The sequence below is a fragment of the Methylophaga sp. F-2 genome (assembly GCF_056859315.1).
This window is the reverse complement of record NZ_JBSXOF010000015.1, coordinates 339,005-358,581: the sequence shown is the minus strand read 5'-3', so window position 1 is coordinate 358,581 and position 19,577 is coordinate 339,005. Positions and strand designations below refer to the sequence as shown.

Here is a 19,577-nt window from a genome sequence, read left to right as displayed (position 1 = left end):
AGCGTTCATCTCTGATGTTAGAGCCAGGTCATATTTGCCATAATGCCCCTTTGCTTTAACCACTGAATTTATTTATGCAGACTCAAGGACAACCCGCACTGGACGTGCTACAGAACATTTTTGGTTACGATGTCTTTCGGCATAATCAACACGATATCGTTGAGCATGTTATTCAGGGTGGTGATGCCCTGGTATTGATGCCAACTGGCGGCGGTAAATCACTTTGTTATCAGATTCCGGCGCTGATACGACCAGGCACCGGCATTGTGGTTTCACCGTTGATTGCTTTAATGCAGGATCAAGTGGTGGCATTAAACGAGCTGGGTGTGAAAGCGGCCTTTCTTAACTCAAGTTTGTCAGCCTCAGAAGCCTATAGCGTTGAGCAACAACTTGAAGGCGGGCAGATTGATGTATTGTACATCGCCCCAGAGCGTTTACTGAATGAGCGCACCATATCGCTATTGAGTCGTGTAACCATTTCCTTATTTGCAATAGATGAAGCGCATTGTGTATCGCAGTGGGGTCATGACTTTCGACCAGAGTATCAACAGCTTCGATTGCTACATGAACGCTTCCCTAATGTACCTCGTATTGCTCTGACAGCCACGGCCGATAAACGCACGCGTCAGGAAATCATTGAGCAACTCAATCTGCAGCAAGCCAATGTTTATCTGAATAGTTTTGACCGGCACAATATTTTTTATGCGATTACCGAGGCAAGCCAAGCCAAACAACAGCTGTGGCAGTTTATCGAGGAACACCACGCCAATGATGCCGGCATTGTTTATTGTCTGTCGCGAAAGAAAGTCGAGGCCATTGCTGAATGGCTTCAGGAACAAGGTCGGGTTGCGTTGCCCTATCATGCAGGCTTATCCAATGAGGTAAGAGCAAAACACCAACAACGGTTTTTACGTGAAGAAGCGGTGATTATTGTCGCTACCATCGCCTTTGGCATGGGTATTGATAAACCGGATGTGCGTTTTGTCGCTCACCTGAACTTACCGAAAAATATTGAGGCTTATTATCAGGAAACCGGACGTGCTGGCCGTGATGGTTTACCGGCGAATGCCTGGATGGCTTATGGTCTGCAAGATGTCATCACGCTGCGGCAGTTTATGCAGGACTCCAATGCGCCCGATATGATCAAACGGGTTGAACAACATAAATTGGATGCCATGCTGGGTTTATGTGAGCTCATCACCTGTCGGCGTCAGGCTTTATTAGCCTATTTTGATGAGGAAGCACCTGAAAAATGCGGGCAATGTGATAATTGCCAAACACCACCAGAAAGCTTTGATGCGACAGAAATGGCACAAAAGGCCTTGTCTTGTGTCTATCGCACCGAACAACGATTCGGGGTGAATTATTTAATCGATGTGTTACTTGGTAGTGACGATGAACGTATTAAACAAAACCAGCATGACAAGTTAAGTACCTACGGCATCGGCTCTGAACTGAACGCCACTCAATGGCGCGGTATTTTCCGTCAGTTAATCGCCACGGGTTATCTCGATATTGATATTCAGCGTTATGGCGCATTACGGCTGACAGAAAAATGTCGACCAGTCCTCCGCGGCGAGCAAACATTATATTTAAGAAAACAGTCGCCTAAAAAATCAACAGCTAAAACCGGCAAAAAACAAACAGCTGTTCGCCCTCAAGATCAACGACTTTGGGAAGCATTGCGTCAATTACGCTCGGATATTGCCAAACAGCATGGTGTGCCGCCTTACGTTATTTTCCATGATGCGACATTGTTAGAGATGTGTCGTTACCGACCTGCAGATATGGCCGCTATGCAACGTATTTCCGGCGTGGGCGAACAAAAACTCAACCATTACGGCCATGCGTTTTTAGAGGTCATTCAACAACACCCTTTGTCTGAGTTACTGAATAACGGCTTGAGTGACACGATTAATGACACGTTGTTATTACTTGAAAAAGGACATGAGATAGATAGCATTGCGAAACAGCGAGATTTAAAACTCAGTACGGTTTATAGCCATCTGGCTGAAGGCATTAATGCCGGGTTACTGGATGTAAAAGACGTACTGGACCTGGAAGATGCTGAGCTGAACACGATCATGCTGACGATTGAATCATTAGGAGATGAATCTCAGAGCCTGAGAGCCATTTATCAGGCCCTGAATGAAGCTTATGATTATGGTGTGATTCGTTGCGTGCTGGCATCTATGTACTAATGCAAACTACTTCAGGCTTTGTCTGACTGCACTTGCTGTAATTGCTTCAATATCGCCTCTGCTTCCTGAGTCAGTGAAGCAAACAGCCGTATATCGCCATTACGTTGTGCATGTAATGCCTGTTCACGCTTTTGTTTTAATTGCTTTTTTAACTTTTTCTCAGGATCAGACTTAAATAATGACCACATACATAACTCTCTGTTAGGTTAAATAAGTCAGAGAGTTATGGCGTGATAAAGTTCATTTGTTTATTTTGGTAACGCGTAGTCATAGTCAATAATTAACGGTGCATGATCCGAAAAAGACTCATCGCGATAGATTTCTGTGGCTTTGACTTTACCTTTCATGCCCGGCGTTAAGATATGGTAATCAATACGCCATCCGACGTTATTGGCTCTGGCCTGGCCTCGGTTTGACCACCAGGTGTATTGATGTTCTTCCTGCGGTAACTCACGAAACGCATCGATAAAGCCCATTTCATCAAACAGTTTATCCAACCAGGCGCGCTCTTCAGGTAAGAAACCAGAGTTTTTCAGATTGCCTTTCCAGTTACGAATGTCTTCATTTTTATGCGCAATATTCCAATCGCCACAAATCAATACATCGCGACCCGAGTCTTTCATGTCCTGCATTTTATTTTCAAAAAAATCCATGCAGCGATATTTGGCAATTTGTCGCTCTTCTTTTGATGAACCTGAAGGCATATACAGCGAAATCACGCTCAAATTACCAAAACGGGCTTCGATATAACGACCTTCCGCATCAAACTCCTCATTCCCCATCCCGACAATCACCTCATCGGGCTCTGCTTTACAATACAGCGCCACACCGCTGTAACCCTTTTTCTCTGCATCATGGTAATAACAGTGATATCCTTGCGGCCTGAAAATATCATCTTCAAGTTGATGCACTTGAGCTTTGGTTTCCTGAATACAGACAACATCTGCATTTTGCTTGGGTAGCCAGTCAAAAAAACCTTTACGGGCGGCGGCTCTAATACCGTTCACATTGGCTGTGATTATGCGCATGGGTCATCCTATTGAAAAATAATCACATAATACCATTTACAAATCAGATTAAAATCCGGATAATGTCGGGCTCATCTGTAAATACAGATAGCTAGGTTTAGCTACAGATAAATGAATTTTTAGGAGAAGCACTTTGGCAAATTCGGCACAAGCAAGAAAACGCGCGCGTCAAGCAGAAGTACACCGTCAGCGTAACGCCAGCCAACGTTCAGCGATGCGTACAACGATTAAAGCACTGAGAAAAGCAATCGCAGCTGGTGATAAAGAACAAGCTGTTGCTGCTTTCAAAGTTGCAGCGCCTGCATTAGATCGTATGGCGGGTAAAGGCATTATTCACAAGAATACTGCTGCTCGTGGTAAAAGCCGTTTGAACAACGCTGTTCGCGCAATGTAATTTAAAGTTTCGACTTTATAAAAAAACCGACTTAATGTCGGTTTTTTTATGCCTGCGATTTTTATTATTCTCTTGAATTAGCTGGTTAACACCAGATTATCGCGGTGAATAAGTTCAGGTTCACCGACATAACCCAGGATAGATTCAATTTCACTGCTGGGTTTGCCTTTAATCAGATGCGCCTCATCAGCATTATAATTCGCTAACCCTCTGGCGATTTCTTTACCATTTACATCACGACAAATCACCAATTCACCACGTGTAAACTTGCCTTCAACATGGGTCACTCCAACAGGCAATAAACTGCGCCCTTGTTCTCTCAACACAGCCACAGCACCATCATCCAACACTAATTGCCCTTTAGCGATTAAATGGCCCACCAGCCACTGCTGTCTGGCAGTAATCGGCTTATTGTCTGGCCAAAGTAATGTACCCACGCCATGCCCTGCTGCCAGGTGACGAAGATTGTCGGGATGTTTACCAGATAAAATAACCGTATAGGCACCTGAACGGGCCGCACGGCGTGCTGCCAATAATTTGGTGGTCATACCACCACGGCCCAGTTCACCTTTGCTATCACCCGCCATTTGATCAAGCGCTGCGTTACTGGCAGCTGAGGCAGCAATCATGCGGGCATCAGGATTGGTTCTGGGATCGGAGTCAAACAAGCCGTCCTGATCCGTCAAGATAACTAACACATCGGCCTCAACCAGGTTGGCAGTCATGGCTGCTAGTGTGTCGTTATCGCCAAAACGAATTTCTTCGGTAGCAATGGTATCGTTCTCATTAACCACGGGCAGAATATCTAATTCCAGCAACGTTTGCAGTGCACTACGTGCATTAAGATGACGGCCACGGTCTGATAAATCAGAGTGAGTTAATAAGATTTGAGCGGTGTGAATGCCATGCTTACCGCATTCTGTGGCATAGGCGTTGACCAACTCCATCTGACCAACACTGGCAGCCGCTTGCAGACGATGAATTTCGTGTGGACGTCTTTTCCAACCCAGTTTCTGCATTCCCGCCGCAACTGAGCCAGACGTGACTAATACCACTTCTTTTCCCTGACGTCTTAGTTCGGCTATTTCAGCACTTAACCAACGTATGCGATCCGTATCAAGACCTTCACCAATACGAGTTAATAAAGCACTGCCAATTTTGATAACCCAGCGCTTGGTATTTAATAATTGCTGATGTGGTTCTGTCACTGAGGTTTATTCCTGAGCATCATCCTGCGAATTATCTGACGTTTCGTCTTTTTCACTGACACGAACACTTTCCAGGTAATTCATGACTTCATTGACCAGCGCATCGCAACCTTCGCCAGTCTGACCACTAATGTAAAACACTTTGCCTTTCCATTGCAGTCGATCCAGCACTTCTTGACAGAGATCGTCGCGAATATCTTCGGGTACCAGATCCATTTTATTCAAAACTAACCACTGATCCTGACTGCCTAAAGCTTCACTATAGTTTTCCAGTTCACGGTTGATGATCTGCACACTTTCTACCGGGTCCTGTTTCACATCAACCGGCGCCATATCAACAAGATGTAACAGTAAGCGCGTACGGGTCAGATGTTTCAGAAACTGGATACCGAGACCGGCGCCGTCTGCCGCACCTTCAACCAAACCGGGAATGTCGGCAATCACAAAACTGCGCACATCTTTTAAGGTCACCACACCCAAGTTTGGATAAAGCGTGGTGAAAGGATAATTTGCCACTTTGGGTTGCGCAGCTGACACCTGGCTGATAAATGTTGATTTACCAGCGTTTGGTAAACCCAACAGCCCCACATCAGCTAACAGCTTCATTTCAAGCCGTAAAGTGCGTTCTTCACCAGGAGTGCCGTCGCTGGTTTGACGAGGTGCACGGTTAATGCTCGATTTATAACGCGCATTGCCTAAACCATGCCAACCGCCTTTTGCGACTAATAATTTATCGCCATCTTTGGTCAGGTCACCAATGAGTTCATCGGTATCATCATCCCAGGCTTCTGTGCCAATAGGGACTTTGATAATCAGATCTTCACCACGCGCACCACTGCACAAACGACCACGACCATGCTCACCACGCTCGGCTTTAAAATTACGCTGATAACGAAAGTCGATCAGTGTATTGACCTGTGAATCGGCCAATAAATAGACATCGCCACCATCGCCACCATCACCGCCATCGGGGCCACCAAAAGGAATGAATTTTTCACGGCGAAAACTCAAACAGCCATTACCACCGGCTCCGGCACTGATTTTAATTTTCGCTTCATCCACAAATTTCATTGTCGCTTCCCGACCTTAATCTCATGTTCTTTCTGACTATAAACCTATATGCCAGAAACAAAAAACCCCGCATCAGCGGGGCTTTGTGCTGTTTGCCCCATACGGGCTAACAAATATTCTTAGTCAGCAACAACACTGACGAAAGTACGGTTTTGAGGACCTTTGGTCTCAAATAATACTTTACCTTCAGCTGTCGCAAATAAAGTATGGTCTTTACCGATACCTACGTTACGACCTGCATGGTAACGTGTACCACGCTGACGAACTAAAATGTTACCACCAGACACTAATTCACCACCGTAGCGTTTTACACCAAGGCGTTTAGACTCTGAATCACGTCCGTTACGAGTACTACCACCAGCTTTCTTGTGAGCCATTTCTTAAACCTCTTTTCCGATTCTTAGGCTGAGATGCCTGTGATTTCGATTTCAGTATATGCTTGACGATGACCCATCTGTTTTTGATGGTGCTTACGACGTTTGAATTTGACGATTTTCACTTTATCGCCACGGCCGTTAGCTGCCACTTTCGCAGTCACTTTAGCACCGTCAAGGTAAGGTGCACCAACTTTGATGTCTTCACCTTCGCCAACTAACAGAACTTTATCAAGCTCAACCGTATCACCGGCTTCAGCAGTCAATTTTTCAATGCGGAGCTTTTCGCCCTCTTTAACTCGGTATTGTTTACCGCCAGTCGCGACAATAGCGTACATCGCTGTCTCCAAAGTATAATAGTGTTAATGCGGGTTACCCCACAAAAGACCGGCAATTGTATCTCCTTTCTTCAAGGAGATCAAATTCATATTGAAATATTTGCGCAGTATTCTCGCTCATGAGAAAGTACGCGTTTAAATCACACATTATAGGCAGATTACGGTTCCGTGGATATCCAATCCATCTATTCTCTAATTCAAGATGACATGAAAGCTGTAGACGAGTTGATCCAACAACGCTTACAGTCTGATGTTGCCCTCATTAATCAACTTGGCTTTTATATTATCAACAGTGGTGGTAAGCGGCTTCGCCCGGCGATAGCTATTCTGGCTGCACGTGCATGTGGCTATGAGGGGAGTCAACATATCAACCTCGCTACCATTATTGAGTTCATTCACACCGCAACGTTATTACATGATGATGTGGTAGATAACTCTGATATGCGCCGGGGTCAGGAAACAGCTAATACACTCTGGGGCAATGAAGCAAGTGTACTGGTGGGAGATTTCCTCTACACCCGCTCTTTTGAAATGATGGTAGAAATTGAGTCTATGCGCTTAATGCAAATTCTCTCTCATACCACGAATGTCATTGCGGAAGGCGAGGTACTGCAGTTATTGAACTGTCATGATGCCGATACCACCGAAGCGCGTTACCTTGAAGTGATTCATCATAAAACCGCCAAGCTGTTTGAAGCTGCTGGCCAGTTAGGTGCCGTCATCTCAGGCTCTGATAACGCTACTGAAATGGCTATGGCTAACTACGCTATGCATTTGGGTAGTGCTTTTCAGCTGGTCGATGACTTACTTGATTACAGTCAATCCAGCGAGACAATTGGTAAAAATATTGGTGATGACCTTGCTGAAGGCAAACCTACATTACCTCTGATCTATGCGATGCAACATGGTAATGCTGAACAATCAGCCATTATTCGTGAAGCCATCGAACAAGGCCAGCGAGACAGGATTACTGACATTATTGAGATCATTCAGAACACAGGCGCGATAGATTACACAGCCAGTGCCGCTGAAAAGGAAGTGATGCAAGCGAAACAAGCTCTGGATATACTTGCTGGAAGCCCGTATAAACAAGCTTTATTATCGTTAGCCGACTTTGCTATTCAGCGAAATTATTAATGTAATGGTCCGACTCACACCTTAAGGTCATCAAATGAAAAGCATCGCTGGTTACATGGTTAATTCAGTCATGATATGCAAAGGATGCACATAATGATTTCAGATAAGGACATTTTAAACGCCAGAATTCTTATTGTTGATGACCAATTGATCAACATTAAATTACTGGAAAAAATGCTGAGACAGGCCGGATTTACCTCTCTGTATTCCACAAATCTAGGCGCTGAAGTCAAACAACGCTATTTTGAATACGAAATTGATCTCATCCTGCTAGATATCCGTATGCCGGATATGGATGGTTTTCAGGTAATGGAAACACTGCAAACAGCGATACAGGATGATTATCTTCCAATACTGGTAATCACCGCCGAACTCACTCAGGAAATACGGAAAAAATCTCTCTGCTCCGGCGCAAAAGATTTTATAACTAAGCCGTTTGATCAGACAGAAGTCATCCAACGTATCAGAAATATGTTGGAAGTCCGCCTACTGCACAAGCAAGTATTGACGCAGAATGAAACGCTAGAACAACAGGTCAAGATCCGAACCCAACAACTTGAGCAAAGCCGCCTTGAAATTATTAAACGCTTAGGTCGGGCGGCAGAATATAAAGATAACGAAACCGGTAATCATATTCTGAGGATGAGCCACTTTGCCCATATGTTGGCACTCGCCGTCGGACTCAGTGATAAGTTTGCTGCTGATATATTAACCGCAGCGCCGATGCATGATATCGGTAAAATTGGCATTCCAGATCACATTCTACTGAAACCGGGTTCGCTTAATCCTGATGAGTGGGAGATCATGAAAACCCATGTCAAAATTGGCGCAGACCTACTAGCTGATACAGATGTGCCATTGCTCAAGCTGGCGAGTAATATTGCCCTGACTCACCATGAAAAATGGGACGGTTCTGGATACCCAAATGGTTTAAAAGGGGAAGCTATCCCCATCGAAGGTCGTATTTGTGCAATATGTGACGTTTTTGATGCTTTAACGTCTGAGCGCCCATACAAAAAGGCATGGCCGGTTGAGCAAGCGGTTGATTATCTGATCACTCAAAAAGGACAACATTTTGATCCTAAGTTAGTCGATCATTTCTTAGCGATTATCGAACAGGTTCTTCACTACCGTTCTCGCTATCCAGATACAGCGTATGAAGCATCAGATCAGTCCTAATTTTGTTTAAATGCTTTTTAGTTATTTCAAGGTTCGCTATTCTTAGTCACTATGGCTCAAATATATAAATATCATTTATTTTTCTGTACGCATCAGCGTGATGATGGCAGTGCAAATTGTGGAGAGCATGGTTCACAGTCTCTGCGTGATTACGCCAAACAGCGTGTTAAAGAATTAAAAATAAAAAAAGTGCGTGTCAATAATGCAGGCTGTCTTAACCGCTGTAAGCTGGGACCGATGTTAGTGATTTATCCTGAAGGCACTTGGTATCACTATGAAACAGAAGCGGATATTGACGAAATTATTGAGTCACATCTGTTAAACGACACGATTGTGGAACGTTTGGTCAAATGACGCCGGATCAATACTGCCGCGACAAAGCAGCTAAAAGTGGTTCCAGTTTTTATTACAGTTTCATGTTTTTACCACCGCAAAAGCGACAGGCCATCACCGCCTTGTATGCGTTTTGCCGTGAAGTGGATGATGCAGTAGATGAAATAGCCGATCCGCAAGTTGCTGCACAGACCTTAAGCTGGTGGCGAAGTGAGGTTGAGAATATATTTAACCAGACAGCCACTCATCCTGTTGGTAAAGCTCTGGAAGAAGCAATAAAGCGTTTCGAGCTTCATCAAGAATATTTTCTTGAAATTATTGATGGCATGGAAATGGATCTATTCCAGCATCGATATGACGCTTTTAAACATCTGGCTTTATATTGCCATCGTGTCGCAAGCGTGGTCGGGTTACTTGCTGCAGAAATTTTTGGTTATCAAAACCGTCAAACACTGAAATATGCTGAAAAACTGGGTTTGGCTTTCCAGTTAACCAATATTATTCGTGACGTTCGTGAAGATGCCGAACGTGGCCGCATCTATCTCCCCGCAGAGGATATGGCTCGATTTAAGGTAAGTGAAGAAGATATTCTGGCACTCAAACAAACAGCAGAATTAACAGCACTACTGGCGTTTGAAACCGAACGTGCTCGTTCCTTCTATCAAGAAGCCAAAACGCTATTACCCAAAGAAGATCGATACTCACAACGTACGGGCTTAATCATGTCTGCTATTTATGAGGCGACGTTAGACGAAATTGAAAAAGATCAGTTTCAGGTGATGAAACAGCGCATTTCACTGACACCATTGAAAAAACTCTGGTTAGCCTGGCGCACGTCCAGAGCAGAAAAAAAACATCCATAATGACCACGCTGATTGTTGGTGGTGGCTGGAGTGGACTTGCTGCCGCTGTTCGTTTGTTAGAAAAGGGCGAATCGATTCACCTGGTGGAATCTGCAAAGCAATTGGGAGGACGAGCCCGAAATGTTGACTGGAATGCACAGACCATAGACAACGGTCAACATTTATTGATTGGTGCCTATGAACGCACCTTAAAATTATTGCAAGACCTGGGTGCTGATGAGTCCAGATTGTTTCAGCGGCTTCCGCTAAATATAACCATCCATCATCCAAATTTTGGCGATCTAAAACTCGCTGACACGCCACATCTACCCTGGCCGCTATCTCTGGCAATAAAGACTTGGCAACTCAATGGTTTTGCTGTTTTTGTCCAGATCTTTCGTCTAATCTTCAATGCCCGTTCACAAAAAAAGTCAGACGATATATCCGTAAAAGCATGGCTAGAACAACAAAAACAAAGTCGACGATTGATTGAGCAATTATGGGAGCCTCTATGTCTTGCTACGATGAATACGCCCCTCTCCGAAGCATCGGCTAACCTTTTTGCTCATGTCTTGTTAGAGACTTTTAGGCAACGTGACTACGCTGATTTTTTGATTCCGCAAGTACCATTAGGCGATACCCTACCAGCCTATGCTGAACGATATATTCAGCAACAAGGCGGACAAATTTCCCTGCAAACGCGTATTAAGTCACTCGTTATCCATAACAATAAAGTCACTGCGGCTTTGACAGATAATGGACAAACCATTGAAGCGGACAATATTATTATTGCTACCGGACCACACACTAGCCAACAACTATTAGGAAAATATTGGGTAGCTAAGGACGCAAGCTCTCATCCTATTGTCACGGTCTATCTGCAATGCGCATCTGATATCCATCTTCGATCACCTATGTTAGGACTCAGCGGGACAACAAGCCAATGGATATTCGATAGAGGTGATGGCCTGTTGGCGGTTGTTATCAGTGGACCAGGCTCTCATCTGAAGCTGACTAATGAAAAGCTTATCGAGCACGTTGTTAATGAATTACTAGACGCGAATATAGTACAGCCCTCTGAATTTATTCGCGGTTACGTTATCCGAGAAAAAAGGGCAACATTCAGAAGTACTGTGGATGTTTGCTCAGATCGTCCGACAACTTGCTCTCCAGTGGATGGGCTCTATTTAGCGGGTGATATAATTAATAATCTTTATCCTGCTACACTAGAAGGTGCAGTGATAAATGGTGAAAAAGCTGCCGAATTGATAATGAAAATCAACACGGTTAGCTAAGCGATTAATCACTTGCTATACTTTGTGGCTCAATATTTATAACAATAAGGGAATGCTATGCTGAAACAGTTCAAATTACTTTTTATCGCGTTATTTCTAGGCACATTCATTGTTGCCTGTAGTGATGACAACAGTGCTCAGACAGACTCTAAAGATACATCTGCCGCACCTGCAGAGATGACTAGTGAAGACACCACTGACACAACAGGTGCTGTAGAAGATGAAACAGACACGATTGCAGGAATGACGAAAGAAGAAGCTATCGCTAAGTGGGGTGAGCCTGATGTCACTCAAACACATACAATTGATGCATTAACTGTTGATCATCTTGAATGGCATAAAAAAGACGGTATTACATCGGTACAATTCCATAACGGTGTCGCACAATTTAGTCAATTTGTACCTGCCGAATAAATCTTGATGCAAGCATATACTGAGGACAGCCAATTGGCTGAACAAATCATTCTTATCACCGGTGCCGCTCAAGGCATCGGTGCCTCAGTAGCTAAAGCCTGTGCATATGCAGGTGCTACAGTTATCTTACTTGATAAACAAGTTCCGCAGCTTGAAGCTGTTTATGATGAAATTGTTGAACAAACTGGCATCATTCCAGCTATCTATCCGCTCGATCTCAAAGGGGCAACTGTTGATGACTACAAACAACTTGCCCAGACTATTTCAGAAAGTTTTGGTAAATTGGATGCCTTAATTCACTGCGCTGCTTCACTCGGACAATTAGCCCCAGTGATGAATCAAGATCCTAAAACATGGGCAGAAACCCTGCACATCAACCTGACAGCCGCTTACCTACTCACCCAAGCCTGTCTACCATTATTAAAACAACAAGCAAGCCATTTAATTTTCACTACGGATGCCCACAAGCATACCGCTTATTGGGGTGCCTACGGTATTAGTAAGGCCGCAGTTGAAGCACTTGCTGAACAACTAAAAGATGAACTGGAAGCAGAAGGCAAAGTGATCGTCAGCACCATTGATCCTGGTGAAGTCAGAACGGCGCTTTATGCTCGCGCTTATCCAGCCCGAAACCCAGAACATCTGAATTTGCCAGATGATGTCGCTTATCAATATATCGCAAAACTTCAATTAGAAACCAACTCTCCAGTATCGGTAGATTAAACGTCAAAACCCTGACACTAACATCCAACCCATTGATTCATAGAGAATTTTAAATATTGGCACACTTATAGCAAGTTATATTCATAACTTGAATAAGGAAGTGCTCCAATGGAACACCCATCAATATCAAACAAGCATAAACTAAGCCTGGTAGAAGGGTCTAAACCAGCAATAGATTACACTCAGACCAAAACAGCGGAAGACATACACCGTCAACTTCCTTACACGCTGCAAACCAGCCTTATTTTGGAAGACATGCTTCAATTATTTCAGCATGAAGTGAATGCTGTTTTCCCTGAGTGTAGCTTTCATTATCAAAACCCTAGTATGAAAGTCGATATCAACTCGGCGGAAAAATCTCACCACCGCTGCCATTATAAGCTTGAAATGAATGGTGATTATCTGGGCGATCTTAGCTTTACGCAAAGCAAAAAGTTTTCTCAAGCAGATATTATTTTTCTAGAAGATTTACTCAGCCTGCTTGTTTACCCTTTACGTAACTGCCTGCTTTATAAAAAAGCACTTGCCTCTGCACTACTGGATGACTTAACCAGTTTGGGTAACCGGGCTGCTTATGAAAAAAGTTTGCATAGGGAAATCGACAGAGCAAAAAGACACAATATACCTCTGTCACTCGTCCTTATTGACATTGATAACTTCAAAATTATCAATGACAACTTTGGTCATATGACCGGCGATAGAGCACTTAAAATTTTGGCAGATATGATTAACCAGAATTTGCGTGGTAGTGACTTGGCATTCAGATTTGGTGGTGAAGAATTTGTTCTGCTACTAACGGATACTAGCATTCACGACGCTCAAGTTGCAGCTGAGAGAATCCGTGAATCCGTTGCACAAATATTATCTCATGATGGAACAAACAGCTTCGGTTTCACCATCAGCTTAGGCGTAGCCCAACTTGATATGAATGAAGAAGGCTATCACCTGTTTGAACGGGCTGATATGGCACTTTATGAAGCCAAACACATGGGTAAGAATATAACTGTCTGCGCCAAGAAACCCTAATCTTTAATAGACAGCAGACAGTATAAAATCAATGGCCTCGAATACGAGGTCTTCTTTTAGGCGTGGGCTCATCCTGATCCCGGCTTTGTTCTTTTTTATTGGTACTATATTCTTTTCTTGGACGTGTTTTTTTAGGACGCTCCGTCTTAGCAGCTGGTTTCTTGCGTCCACCTGTAACGTTACTGACTGGCTTCATCCCAGCCTGTTCATAAAGATAATCTAAGTCTGAACCTTCCAGCTTTGTCCAGTGTCCCATACGCAGATTATTAGGAATAATGATGGGTCCATAACGCACCCGCATCAAACGGCTGACCTGTACACCCTGGCTTTCCCACAAGCGACGTACTTCACGGTTACGACCTTCCTGGATAACCACGTGGTACCATTTATTGGCTCCTTCACCGCCAGATTCCTGAATATCTGCAAACTTAGCTTCACCATCTTCTAGCATGACGCCATCACGTAGCGTCTGCATCATTTCTGATGTCACTTCGCCTAAGACACGAACCGCATATTCGCGATCCATTTCATGCGATGGATGCATTAAACGATTTGCCAATTCACCATCTGTGGTCAGGATGATTAAACCACTGGTGTTTAAGTCAAGCCGTCCCACACTGACCCAACGGCCCTGCTCTGGAATAGGTAAGGACTGAAAGATAGTACGACGGCCTTCAGGGTCCTTACGCGTGCACACTTCACCAACAGGTTTGTTATAGAGAATGACCTGTTTAGCCGGTTCCTGCCATAAACGTTTCGGAGAAAGCGGTTTATTATCCAGCTTTAAACGATCGCCTTCACTGATCTGATCTCCTAAACTTGCCAACTCACCATTACGAGTGACACGTCCTTCTTTAATCCAGGTTTCTACCTGGCGACGAGAGCCATAACCTGCTCTTGCTAATACTTTTTGAATACGTTCAGCCATAAAAACGCGTCAGCAACCCTTTTTATTTATAGTTTAAACCCATTGATGAACGGACTTCCGCCAAGGTTTCCTGTGCCACTTCACGCGCGGCAGCATTACCATCATCAATAATACGGCGGACATCTTCTGGGTGTTGGCTAAAATCCAACGCCCGTTCACGAATCGGTCTCAGTTCAGCACTAACAGCATCAATCAACGGACCTTTACAATCCAGACAACCAATACTGGCACTACGACAACCTTCTTGTACCCACTGTTTCTGATCTTCTGAAGCGTAAACCTCATGCAACTGCCATACAGGGCAGCGATCGGGCTCACCAGGATCAGTACGTCGAACACGGTTGGTGTCCGTTGGCATACGCTTAATTTTCTCTGCCAGGCTATCATCAGGCTCACGCAGCGAGATTGTATTGCCGTATGACTTGGACATTTTTTGACCATCCAGGCCTGGCATTTTAGATGCCGGTGTTAATAAGGCTTTTGGCTCGGGCAAAATCACTTTACCTGCACCTTCCAGATAGCCGAATAAGCGCTCCATATCACCCAGCGCTAAATTCTGTTGGTTTTTAAGCAACTCACGCGCGGTGGCTAAAGCATCCGCATCACCTTGCTCTTGGTATGACTTACGCAGAGTATTGTAGAGCTTTGCGTTTTTCTTACCCATTTTTTTAATCGCCGCTTCAGCTTTTTCTTCAAAGTCCAACTCACGACCGTAGATATGATTAAAACGACGAGCGACTTCACGTGTTAACTCGACATGAGCGACCTGATCTTCCCCTACAGGCACCTGACCCGCCCGATAAATCAAAATATCGGCACTTTGTAATAAGGGATAGCCTAAAAAGCCGTAAGTCGATAAATCTTTTTCTTTTAGTTTTTCTTGTTGATCTTTGTATGTTGGTACACGCTCTAGCCACGAAAGCGGTGTAATCATCGACAATAATAAGTGTAATTCAGCATGCTCAGGTACTTTTGACTGTAAAAACAGCGATGCCGTCGAAGGTTCAATACCGGCAGCGAGCCAGTCAATCACCATCTCCCAAACACTGCCTTCGATGACACTGCTCTCTTCATAATGAGTCGTCAATGCATGCCAGTCTGCGACAAAGAAGAAGCAGTCAAATTCGTGCTGTAATTTAATCCAGTTTTTTAGAACGCCATGATAATGACCTAAATGCAATTGCCCTGTTGGACGCATGCCTGAAACAATGCGACGGGACTGTATAGCAACCGTATCCAAAATGTTCTCCTGATAAGCCTTAATTAGCTAACTATAAAATACTGAATATTTGTGCTGGTAAATGAAAGACAGACACCAGCAAACCTAGCATAGCACTGACCAATGGCCATAAAATCAAATTCAAAATGCCGAAATAAAGCAGTCCCAGCAAGATAAAGAAACCATAAGGCTCTATCCTGCTGAACTTATATGCCATCGGTCCTGGTAGCCAGCTTGATAACACACGACTGCCATCCAGAGGAGGAATAGGCAGTAAGTTAAGCATCATTAACATTGTGTTAATTAGTATCCCCGCAAATCCCATGAGCATCATTGGCTGACCCAATGTAATATTGGCATGAATAAGCATCAAGCCCAGCTTGGCAACAATCGCCCAGATAATCGCCATAATAAAGTTGGCAGCAGGACCGGCAGCAGCCACCCACGCCATATCTCGTTTGGGCTGATGCAGATTCTGATAGCTCACCGGTACCGGTTTCGCCCAGCCAAATACAAAGCCGCCCAGTAATAATAATAAGCCGGGCACAAGTACTGTGCCGATAGGGTCGATATGTTTAAAGGGGTTTAGCGTGAGCCTACCCAACATTTGTGCTGTTCTATCACCTAACTTTAATGCAACCCAACCATGCGCAACTTCATGCACAGTAATGGCAAATAAAACAGGTATCGCCCAGATAATAATTTTCTGGACCAAACTAAATTCAAACACGAATGCTGTCCTGACCGCCCATATATGGACGTAACGCCTCTGGAATTAACACCGAACCATCTGCCTGTTGATGATTTTCCATCAACGCTAACAGCGTACGGCCAACGGCCAGTCCTGAACCATTGAGCGTGTGAACTAACTCAGGTTTTCCAGTAGCAGGATTACGCCAGCGAGCCTGTAAACGACGTGCCTGGAAATCACCAAAATTACTGCAAGATGAAATTTCTCTGTAGGTTTGCTGGCTTGGTAACCAAACTTCAAGATCATAGGTTTTTGTAGATGAAAACCCTAAATCACCCGTACACAAATTCACCTTACGATATGGCAAATCTAATAACTGCAATACTTTTTCAGCATGTGCTGTTAATTCTTCATGCGCGGCAGCTGAGTCCTGTGGACGGACGATTTGTACCAACTCAACCTTTTCAAACTGGTGCTGACGGATAAGACCACGCACATCGCGACCATAAGAGCCGGCTTCACTTCGAAAACACGGTGTATGTGCCACAAACTTCAGAGGCAGCGATGCATCTTCAGTAATCGTATCGCGGACAATATTAGTCACTGGCACTTCAGCTGTTGGAATCAGATAAAACTCACCATCATTCACTTTAAACAGATCTTCTTCGAATTTTGGTAGCTGTCCTGTTCCTCTTAAAGAGTCAGCATTCACTAAATAAGGAACATAGGTTTCCGTGTAACCATGCTGTTCACTGTGTAAGTCGAGCATAAACTGGGTCAGCGCACGCTGTAACTTAGCCAAAGGACCTGACAAAGTGACAAAACGGGCAGCACTGATTTTTGCTGCGGTATCAAAATCCATACCTAAAGCAGCACCTAGGTCGACATGATCTTTTGGTTCAAAATCAAATTGACGCGGTTCACCCCAACGTAAAATTTCCTGGTTCTCGCTCTCATCTTTACCGGCCGGAACATCCGCCTGAGGAAGATTAGGAATACCCATGGCGATGTCTTGCAACTGGGTCAGCACATCGTTTAAACGTGATTCAGCCGCTTTGTGACGGTCACCTAAATCCTCGATTTCTTTCAGCAAGGGAGCAATATCTTCACCCGCCGCTTTGGCTTTACCAATATTTTTAGAACGACTATTTCTTTCTGTTTGTAATTCCTGAGCATCCAGCTGTGCCTGTTTACGCTCTTCTTCAAGCTTAGCCAATAATGCAACATCTAAATCAAAGCCTCTTCGGGCTAGTTGCTCAGCAACCTGTTCAGTCTCATTTCTTAATAACTTCGGATCTAACATTCTTTTATTTTCCAGATTGTGCAGTCCAGCTCACAATATGATCCGGCTTAACCATACTTTCCAGCTGTGTAATAATTTTTTCCACTTTATGTGGAACATCAAAAAACTCGATCACCAATGGTAATTCAGGTGATAAATCCAATAGTGACGCTTTATGCAACTTTTGTTCAGCACCAAAACCAGCAATGCCACGAAATACGGTAAAGCCTTTAATATCTAATGTTTCAAGTAACTCTATAACGCGATTACTATGATCCCGCCCCTCAGCAAGGTATACACGAACCATCGTGACTTCGAACCGACTCATAACTGTCTCCCCAGGCTTAGACCTATCCATGTAGCCGTCAGACAGAGCAAAACGCTAAGAAATATATTTAGCATGGCTCTCGTCACATCACCGGCTTCCAGCAGAGCAATAGTTTCCATAGAAAATGTCGAAAACGTCGTAAACGCGCCAAGTAAACCGATTAAAATGGCAGAGCGCCATTCTGTCATACCCAACTCTCTCTCGATAAAGATGATAAACAGAAATCCCATCAATAAAGAACCGAGCACATTAACAGCCAATGTGCCGTAGGGAAAGTCTCGCCCTAAAACACGATAGATGCCGTTGGAAACAACAAACCTGAGTACGGCACCCACTGCACCGCCGGCGGCAATAGCAATTATTTGATGCACGAACGATATTCCCTGCTAAAAAACAGGTAGTTTACCGTATTCTGGCACAAGCCTCGCAACTGATTGTTTAATGAGGAAAATAACATTCAATCATAGATAAGTCTGAGTAGATGAAAATCACTGACAAACAAACTGTTATCGACCCAAACTAATATCTTTCAACCATTTTAGCTAATGAAACAGGCACGATCTTTCTGGCATGTCCTGCGCTACCAAATGCCTGATAACGCGCTTCACAAATCGTTTGCATCGCCTGCGCCGCTGCTTTGAAGAATTTCCGTGGATCAAATTCCGCTTTATTCTTCTCATCAGTCAAAAACTGACGAATAGCACCCGTTGAAGCCATGCGTAAATCGGTATCAATGTTGACCTTACGCACACCATATTGAATGCCTTCAACAATTTCTTCTACAGGCACCCCATAGGTTTGGCCAATATCTCCACCATGTGTATTGATAATCTTCAACCACTCCTGCGGTACAGAGCTTGAACCATGCATCACAAAATGGGTATCAGGCAGATTTTGTTGCAAGGTTTTTAAGTGGCTAATCGCCAGCACATCACCTGTTGGTGGTTGTGTAAACTTATAGGCGCCATGACTGGTGCCTATAGCAACGGCTAAAGCATCAACCTGCGTTAAATTCACGAACTCCACTGCCTCATCGGGATCGGTCAATAGTTGACTATGATCTAAGGCAGATTCAGCACCATGACCATCTTCTTCCCCCATCATACCGGTCTCTAAAGAGCCCAGGCAGCCTAACTCCCCTTCCACGGAAACACCGCATGCATGGGCAATGTCACTAACGTTTTTTGTCACCTGCACGTTATAGTCAAAATCAGACGGTGTTTTCATGTCTTCTCGTAATGATCCATCCATCATCACCGAAGTAAATCCTGACTGAATCGAACGAATGCAGATAGCCGGGCTAGCGCCATGATCCTGATGTAAAACCACAGGAATATGCGGATATTCTTCAACTGCTGCAAGGACCATATGTCGTAAAAATGGCTCACCAGCGTATTTTCTGGCACCCGCACTGGCCTGCATGATCACAGGGCTATCTACCTTGTCTGCTGCCTGCATAATGGCATGTACTTGCTCCATATTACTGACATTGAATGCCGGAACAGCAAAATCATGTTCAGCTGCATAGTCTAATAATTGTCGCAACGTAATCAGGGCCATAAAGCC

Annotated in this window: 23 protein-coding genes; 10 read left to right on the top strand and 13 right to left on the bottom strand. The window is 44.2% G+C overall.

All coding sequences use genetic code 11. The features are described 5' to 3' along the window. Positions 1-74: 74 nt before the first annotated feature. Positions 75-2,201, top strand: coding sequence for a DNA helicase RecQ (gene recQ / locus AC13DA_RS04065; RefSeq protein ID WP_284452280.1), 2,127 nt, complete (start codon positions 75-77; stop codon positions 2,199-2,201). A gap of 11 nt (positions 2,202-2,212) precedes the next feature. On the opposite strand, the gene AC13DA_RS04060 is transcribed toward recQ, so the two are convergent. Both AC13DA_RS04060 and AC13DA_RS04055 read right to left on the bottom strand, forming a co-directional pair. After that, complete coding sequence (locus AC13DA_RS04060) at positions 2,213-2,389, bottom strand: DUF6435 family protein (protein ID WP_007144458.1); 177 nt, start codon at positions 2,387-2,389, stop codon at positions 2,213-2,215. A gap of 60 nt (positions 2,390-2,449) precedes the next feature. After that, positions 2,450-3,229, bottom strand: coding sequence for an exodeoxyribonuclease III (locus AC13DA_RS04055; RefSeq protein WP_007144457.1), 780 nt, complete (start codon positions 3,227-3,229; stop codon positions 2,450-2,452). Positions 3,230-3,362: 133 nt separating this feature from the next. Here AC13DA_RS04055 and rpsT point away from each other — a divergent pair, with 133 nt between their 5' ends. After that, positions 3,363-3,623 (top strand): 30S ribosomal protein S20, encoded by a 261-nt coding sequence (gene rpsT, locus AC13DA_RS04050; RefSeq protein ID WP_091712336.1) that lies wholly within the window; start codon positions 3,363-3,365, stop codon positions 3,621-3,623. Between the two features lie 77 nt (positions 3,624-3,700). On the opposite strand, the gene proB is transcribed toward rpsT, so the two are convergent. From proB to rplU, 4 genes are all read right to left on the bottom strand, one after another. After that, positions 3,701-4,831, bottom strand: coding sequence for a glutamate 5-kinase (gene proB / locus AC13DA_RS04045; RefSeq protein ID WP_284452278.1), 1,131 nt, complete (start codon positions 4,829-4,831; stop codon positions 3,701-3,703). Positions 4,832-4,837: 6 nt separating this feature from the next. After that, positions 4,838-5,902 carry an Obg family GTPase CgtA gene (cgtA, locus tag AC13DA_RS04040; RefSeq protein WP_284452277.1) on the bottom strand — a complete coding sequence of 355 codons (1,065 nt, stop codon included), beginning with the start codon at positions 5,900-5,902 and terminating at the stop codon, positions 4,838-4,840. A 119-nt stretch (positions 5,903-6,021) separates the two neighbouring features. Next, a complete protein-coding gene (rpmA, locus tag AC13DA_RS04035) occupies positions 6,022-6,279 on the bottom strand; it encodes a 50S ribosomal protein L27 (RefSeq protein WP_007144453.1) in 258 nt (85 codons plus the stop codon). A 23-nt stretch (positions 6,280-6,302) separates the two neighbouring features. Next, complete coding sequence (gene rplU, locus AC13DA_RS04030; protein WP_007144452.1) at positions 6,303-6,614, bottom strand: 50S ribosomal protein L21; 312 nt, start codon at positions 6,612-6,614, stop codon at positions 6,303-6,305. Positions 6,615-6,782: 168 nt separating this feature from the next. Between rplU and ispB the strand changes: the two genes are divergently transcribed. The 8 genes from ispB (at position 6,783) to AC13DA_RS03990 (ending at position 13,563) form a co-directional block, all read left to right on the top strand. Then, complete coding sequence (ispB, locus tag AC13DA_RS04025; RefSeq protein WP_284452276.1) at positions 6,783-7,751, top strand: octaprenyl diphosphate synthase; 969 nt, start codon at positions 6,783-6,785, stop codon at positions 7,749-7,751. Positions 7,752-7,844: 93 nt separating this feature from the next. Next, positions 7,845-8,930, top strand: a complete 1,086-nt coding sequence (locus tag AC13DA_RS04020) for an HD domain-containing phosphohydrolase (protein WP_284452275.1) — start codon at positions 7,845-7,847, stop codon at positions 8,928-8,930. Positions 8,931-8,981: 51 nt separating this feature from the next. Beyond that, the gene (locus tag AC13DA_RS04015) at positions 8,982-9,284 is read left to right on the top strand and encodes a (2Fe-2S) ferredoxin domain-containing protein (protein ID WP_007144449.1); all 303 of its coding nucleotides are present in this window, start codon (positions 8,982-8,984) and stop codon (positions 9,282-9,284) included. Further along, positions 9,281-10,126 carry a presqualene diphosphate synthase HpnD gene (gene hpnD, locus AC13DA_RS04010; protein ID WP_284452273.1) on the top strand — a complete coding sequence of 282 codons (846 nt, stop codon included), beginning with the start codon at positions 9,281-9,283 and terminating at the stop codon, positions 10,124-10,126. Before AC13DA_RS04015 ends, hpnD begins: the two co-directional genes overlap by 4 nt. Next, positions 10,126-11,400, top strand: a complete 1,275-nt coding sequence (gene hpnE, locus AC13DA_RS04005) for a hydroxysqualene dehydroxylase HpnE (RefSeq protein WP_284452272.1) — start codon at positions 10,126-10,128, stop codon at positions 11,398-11,400. The genes hpnD and hpnE overlap by 1 nt, the downstream gene beginning before the upstream one ends. 57 nt (positions 11,401-11,457) lie before the next feature. Continuing rightward, a complete protein-coding gene (locus AC13DA_RS04000) occupies positions 11,458-11,814 on the top strand; it encodes a hypothetical protein (protein WP_007144446.1) in 357 nt (118 codons plus the stop codon). 33 nt (positions 11,815-11,847) lie between these two features. Further along, the gene (locus tag AC13DA_RS03995) at positions 11,848-12,537 is read left to right on the top strand and encodes an SDR family NAD(P)-dependent oxidoreductase (RefSeq protein ID WP_284452271.1); all 690 of its coding nucleotides are present in this window, start codon (positions 11,848-11,850) and stop codon (positions 12,535-12,537) included. Between the two features lie 108 nt (positions 12,538-12,645). Continuing rightward, positions 12,646-13,563, top strand: a complete 918-nt coding sequence (locus tag AC13DA_RS03990) for a GGDEF domain-containing protein (RefSeq protein WP_007144444.1) — start codon at positions 12,646-12,648, stop codon at positions 13,561-13,563. Between the two features lie 28 nt (positions 13,564-13,591). On the opposite strand, the gene rluB is transcribed toward AC13DA_RS03990, so the two are convergent. The 7 genes from rluB to fba form a co-directional block, all read right to left on the bottom strand. Continuing rightward, positions 13,592-14,491 carry a 23S rRNA pseudouridine(2605) synthase RluB gene (rluB, locus tag AC13DA_RS03985; protein ID WP_284452270.1) on the bottom strand — a complete coding sequence of 300 codons (900 nt, stop codon included), beginning with the start codon at positions 14,489-14,491 and terminating at the stop codon, positions 13,592-13,594. A gap of 22 nt (positions 14,492-14,513) precedes the next feature. Next, the gene (locus tag AC13DA_RS03980; RefSeq protein WP_284452268.1) at positions 14,514-15,731 is read right to left on the bottom strand and encodes a tryptophan--tRNA ligase; all 1,218 of its coding nucleotides are present in this window, start codon (positions 15,729-15,731) and stop codon (positions 14,514-14,516) included. 31 nt (positions 15,732-15,762) lie between these two features. Beyond that, a complete protein-coding gene (locus tag AC13DA_RS03975) occupies positions 15,763-16,440 on the bottom strand; it encodes a site-2 protease family protein (RefSeq protein ID WP_284452266.1) in 678 nt (225 codons plus the stop codon). After that, the gene (gene serS, locus AC13DA_RS03970) at positions 16,433-17,704 is read right to left on the bottom strand and encodes a serine--tRNA ligase (RefSeq protein WP_284452264.1); all 1,272 of its coding nucleotides are present in this window, start codon (positions 17,702-17,704) and stop codon (positions 16,433-16,435) included. The genes AC13DA_RS03975 and serS overlap by 8 nt, the downstream gene beginning before the upstream one ends. A 4-nt stretch (positions 17,705-17,708) precedes the next feature. After that, a complete protein-coding gene (locus tag AC13DA_RS03965; RefSeq protein ID WP_273183023.1) occupies positions 17,709-18,011 on the bottom strand; it encodes a DUF190 domain-containing protein in 303 nt (100 codons plus the stop codon). After that, positions 18,008-18,382 (bottom strand): fluoride efflux transporter CrcB, encoded by a 375-nt coding sequence (gene crcB / locus AC13DA_RS03960; RefSeq protein ID WP_273183021.1) that lies wholly within the window; start codon positions 18,380-18,382, stop codon positions 18,008-18,010. Before crcB ends, AC13DA_RS03965 begins: the two co-directional genes overlap by 4 nt. A gap of 148 nt (positions 18,383-18,530) precedes the next feature. Further along, positions 18,531-19,571 (bottom strand): class II fructose-bisphosphate aldolase, encoded by a 1,041-nt coding sequence (gene fba / locus AC13DA_RS03955; protein WP_284452262.1) that lies wholly within the window; start codon positions 19,569-19,571, stop codon positions 18,531-18,533. Between the last annotated feature and the right edge of the window lie 6 nt (positions 19,572-19,577).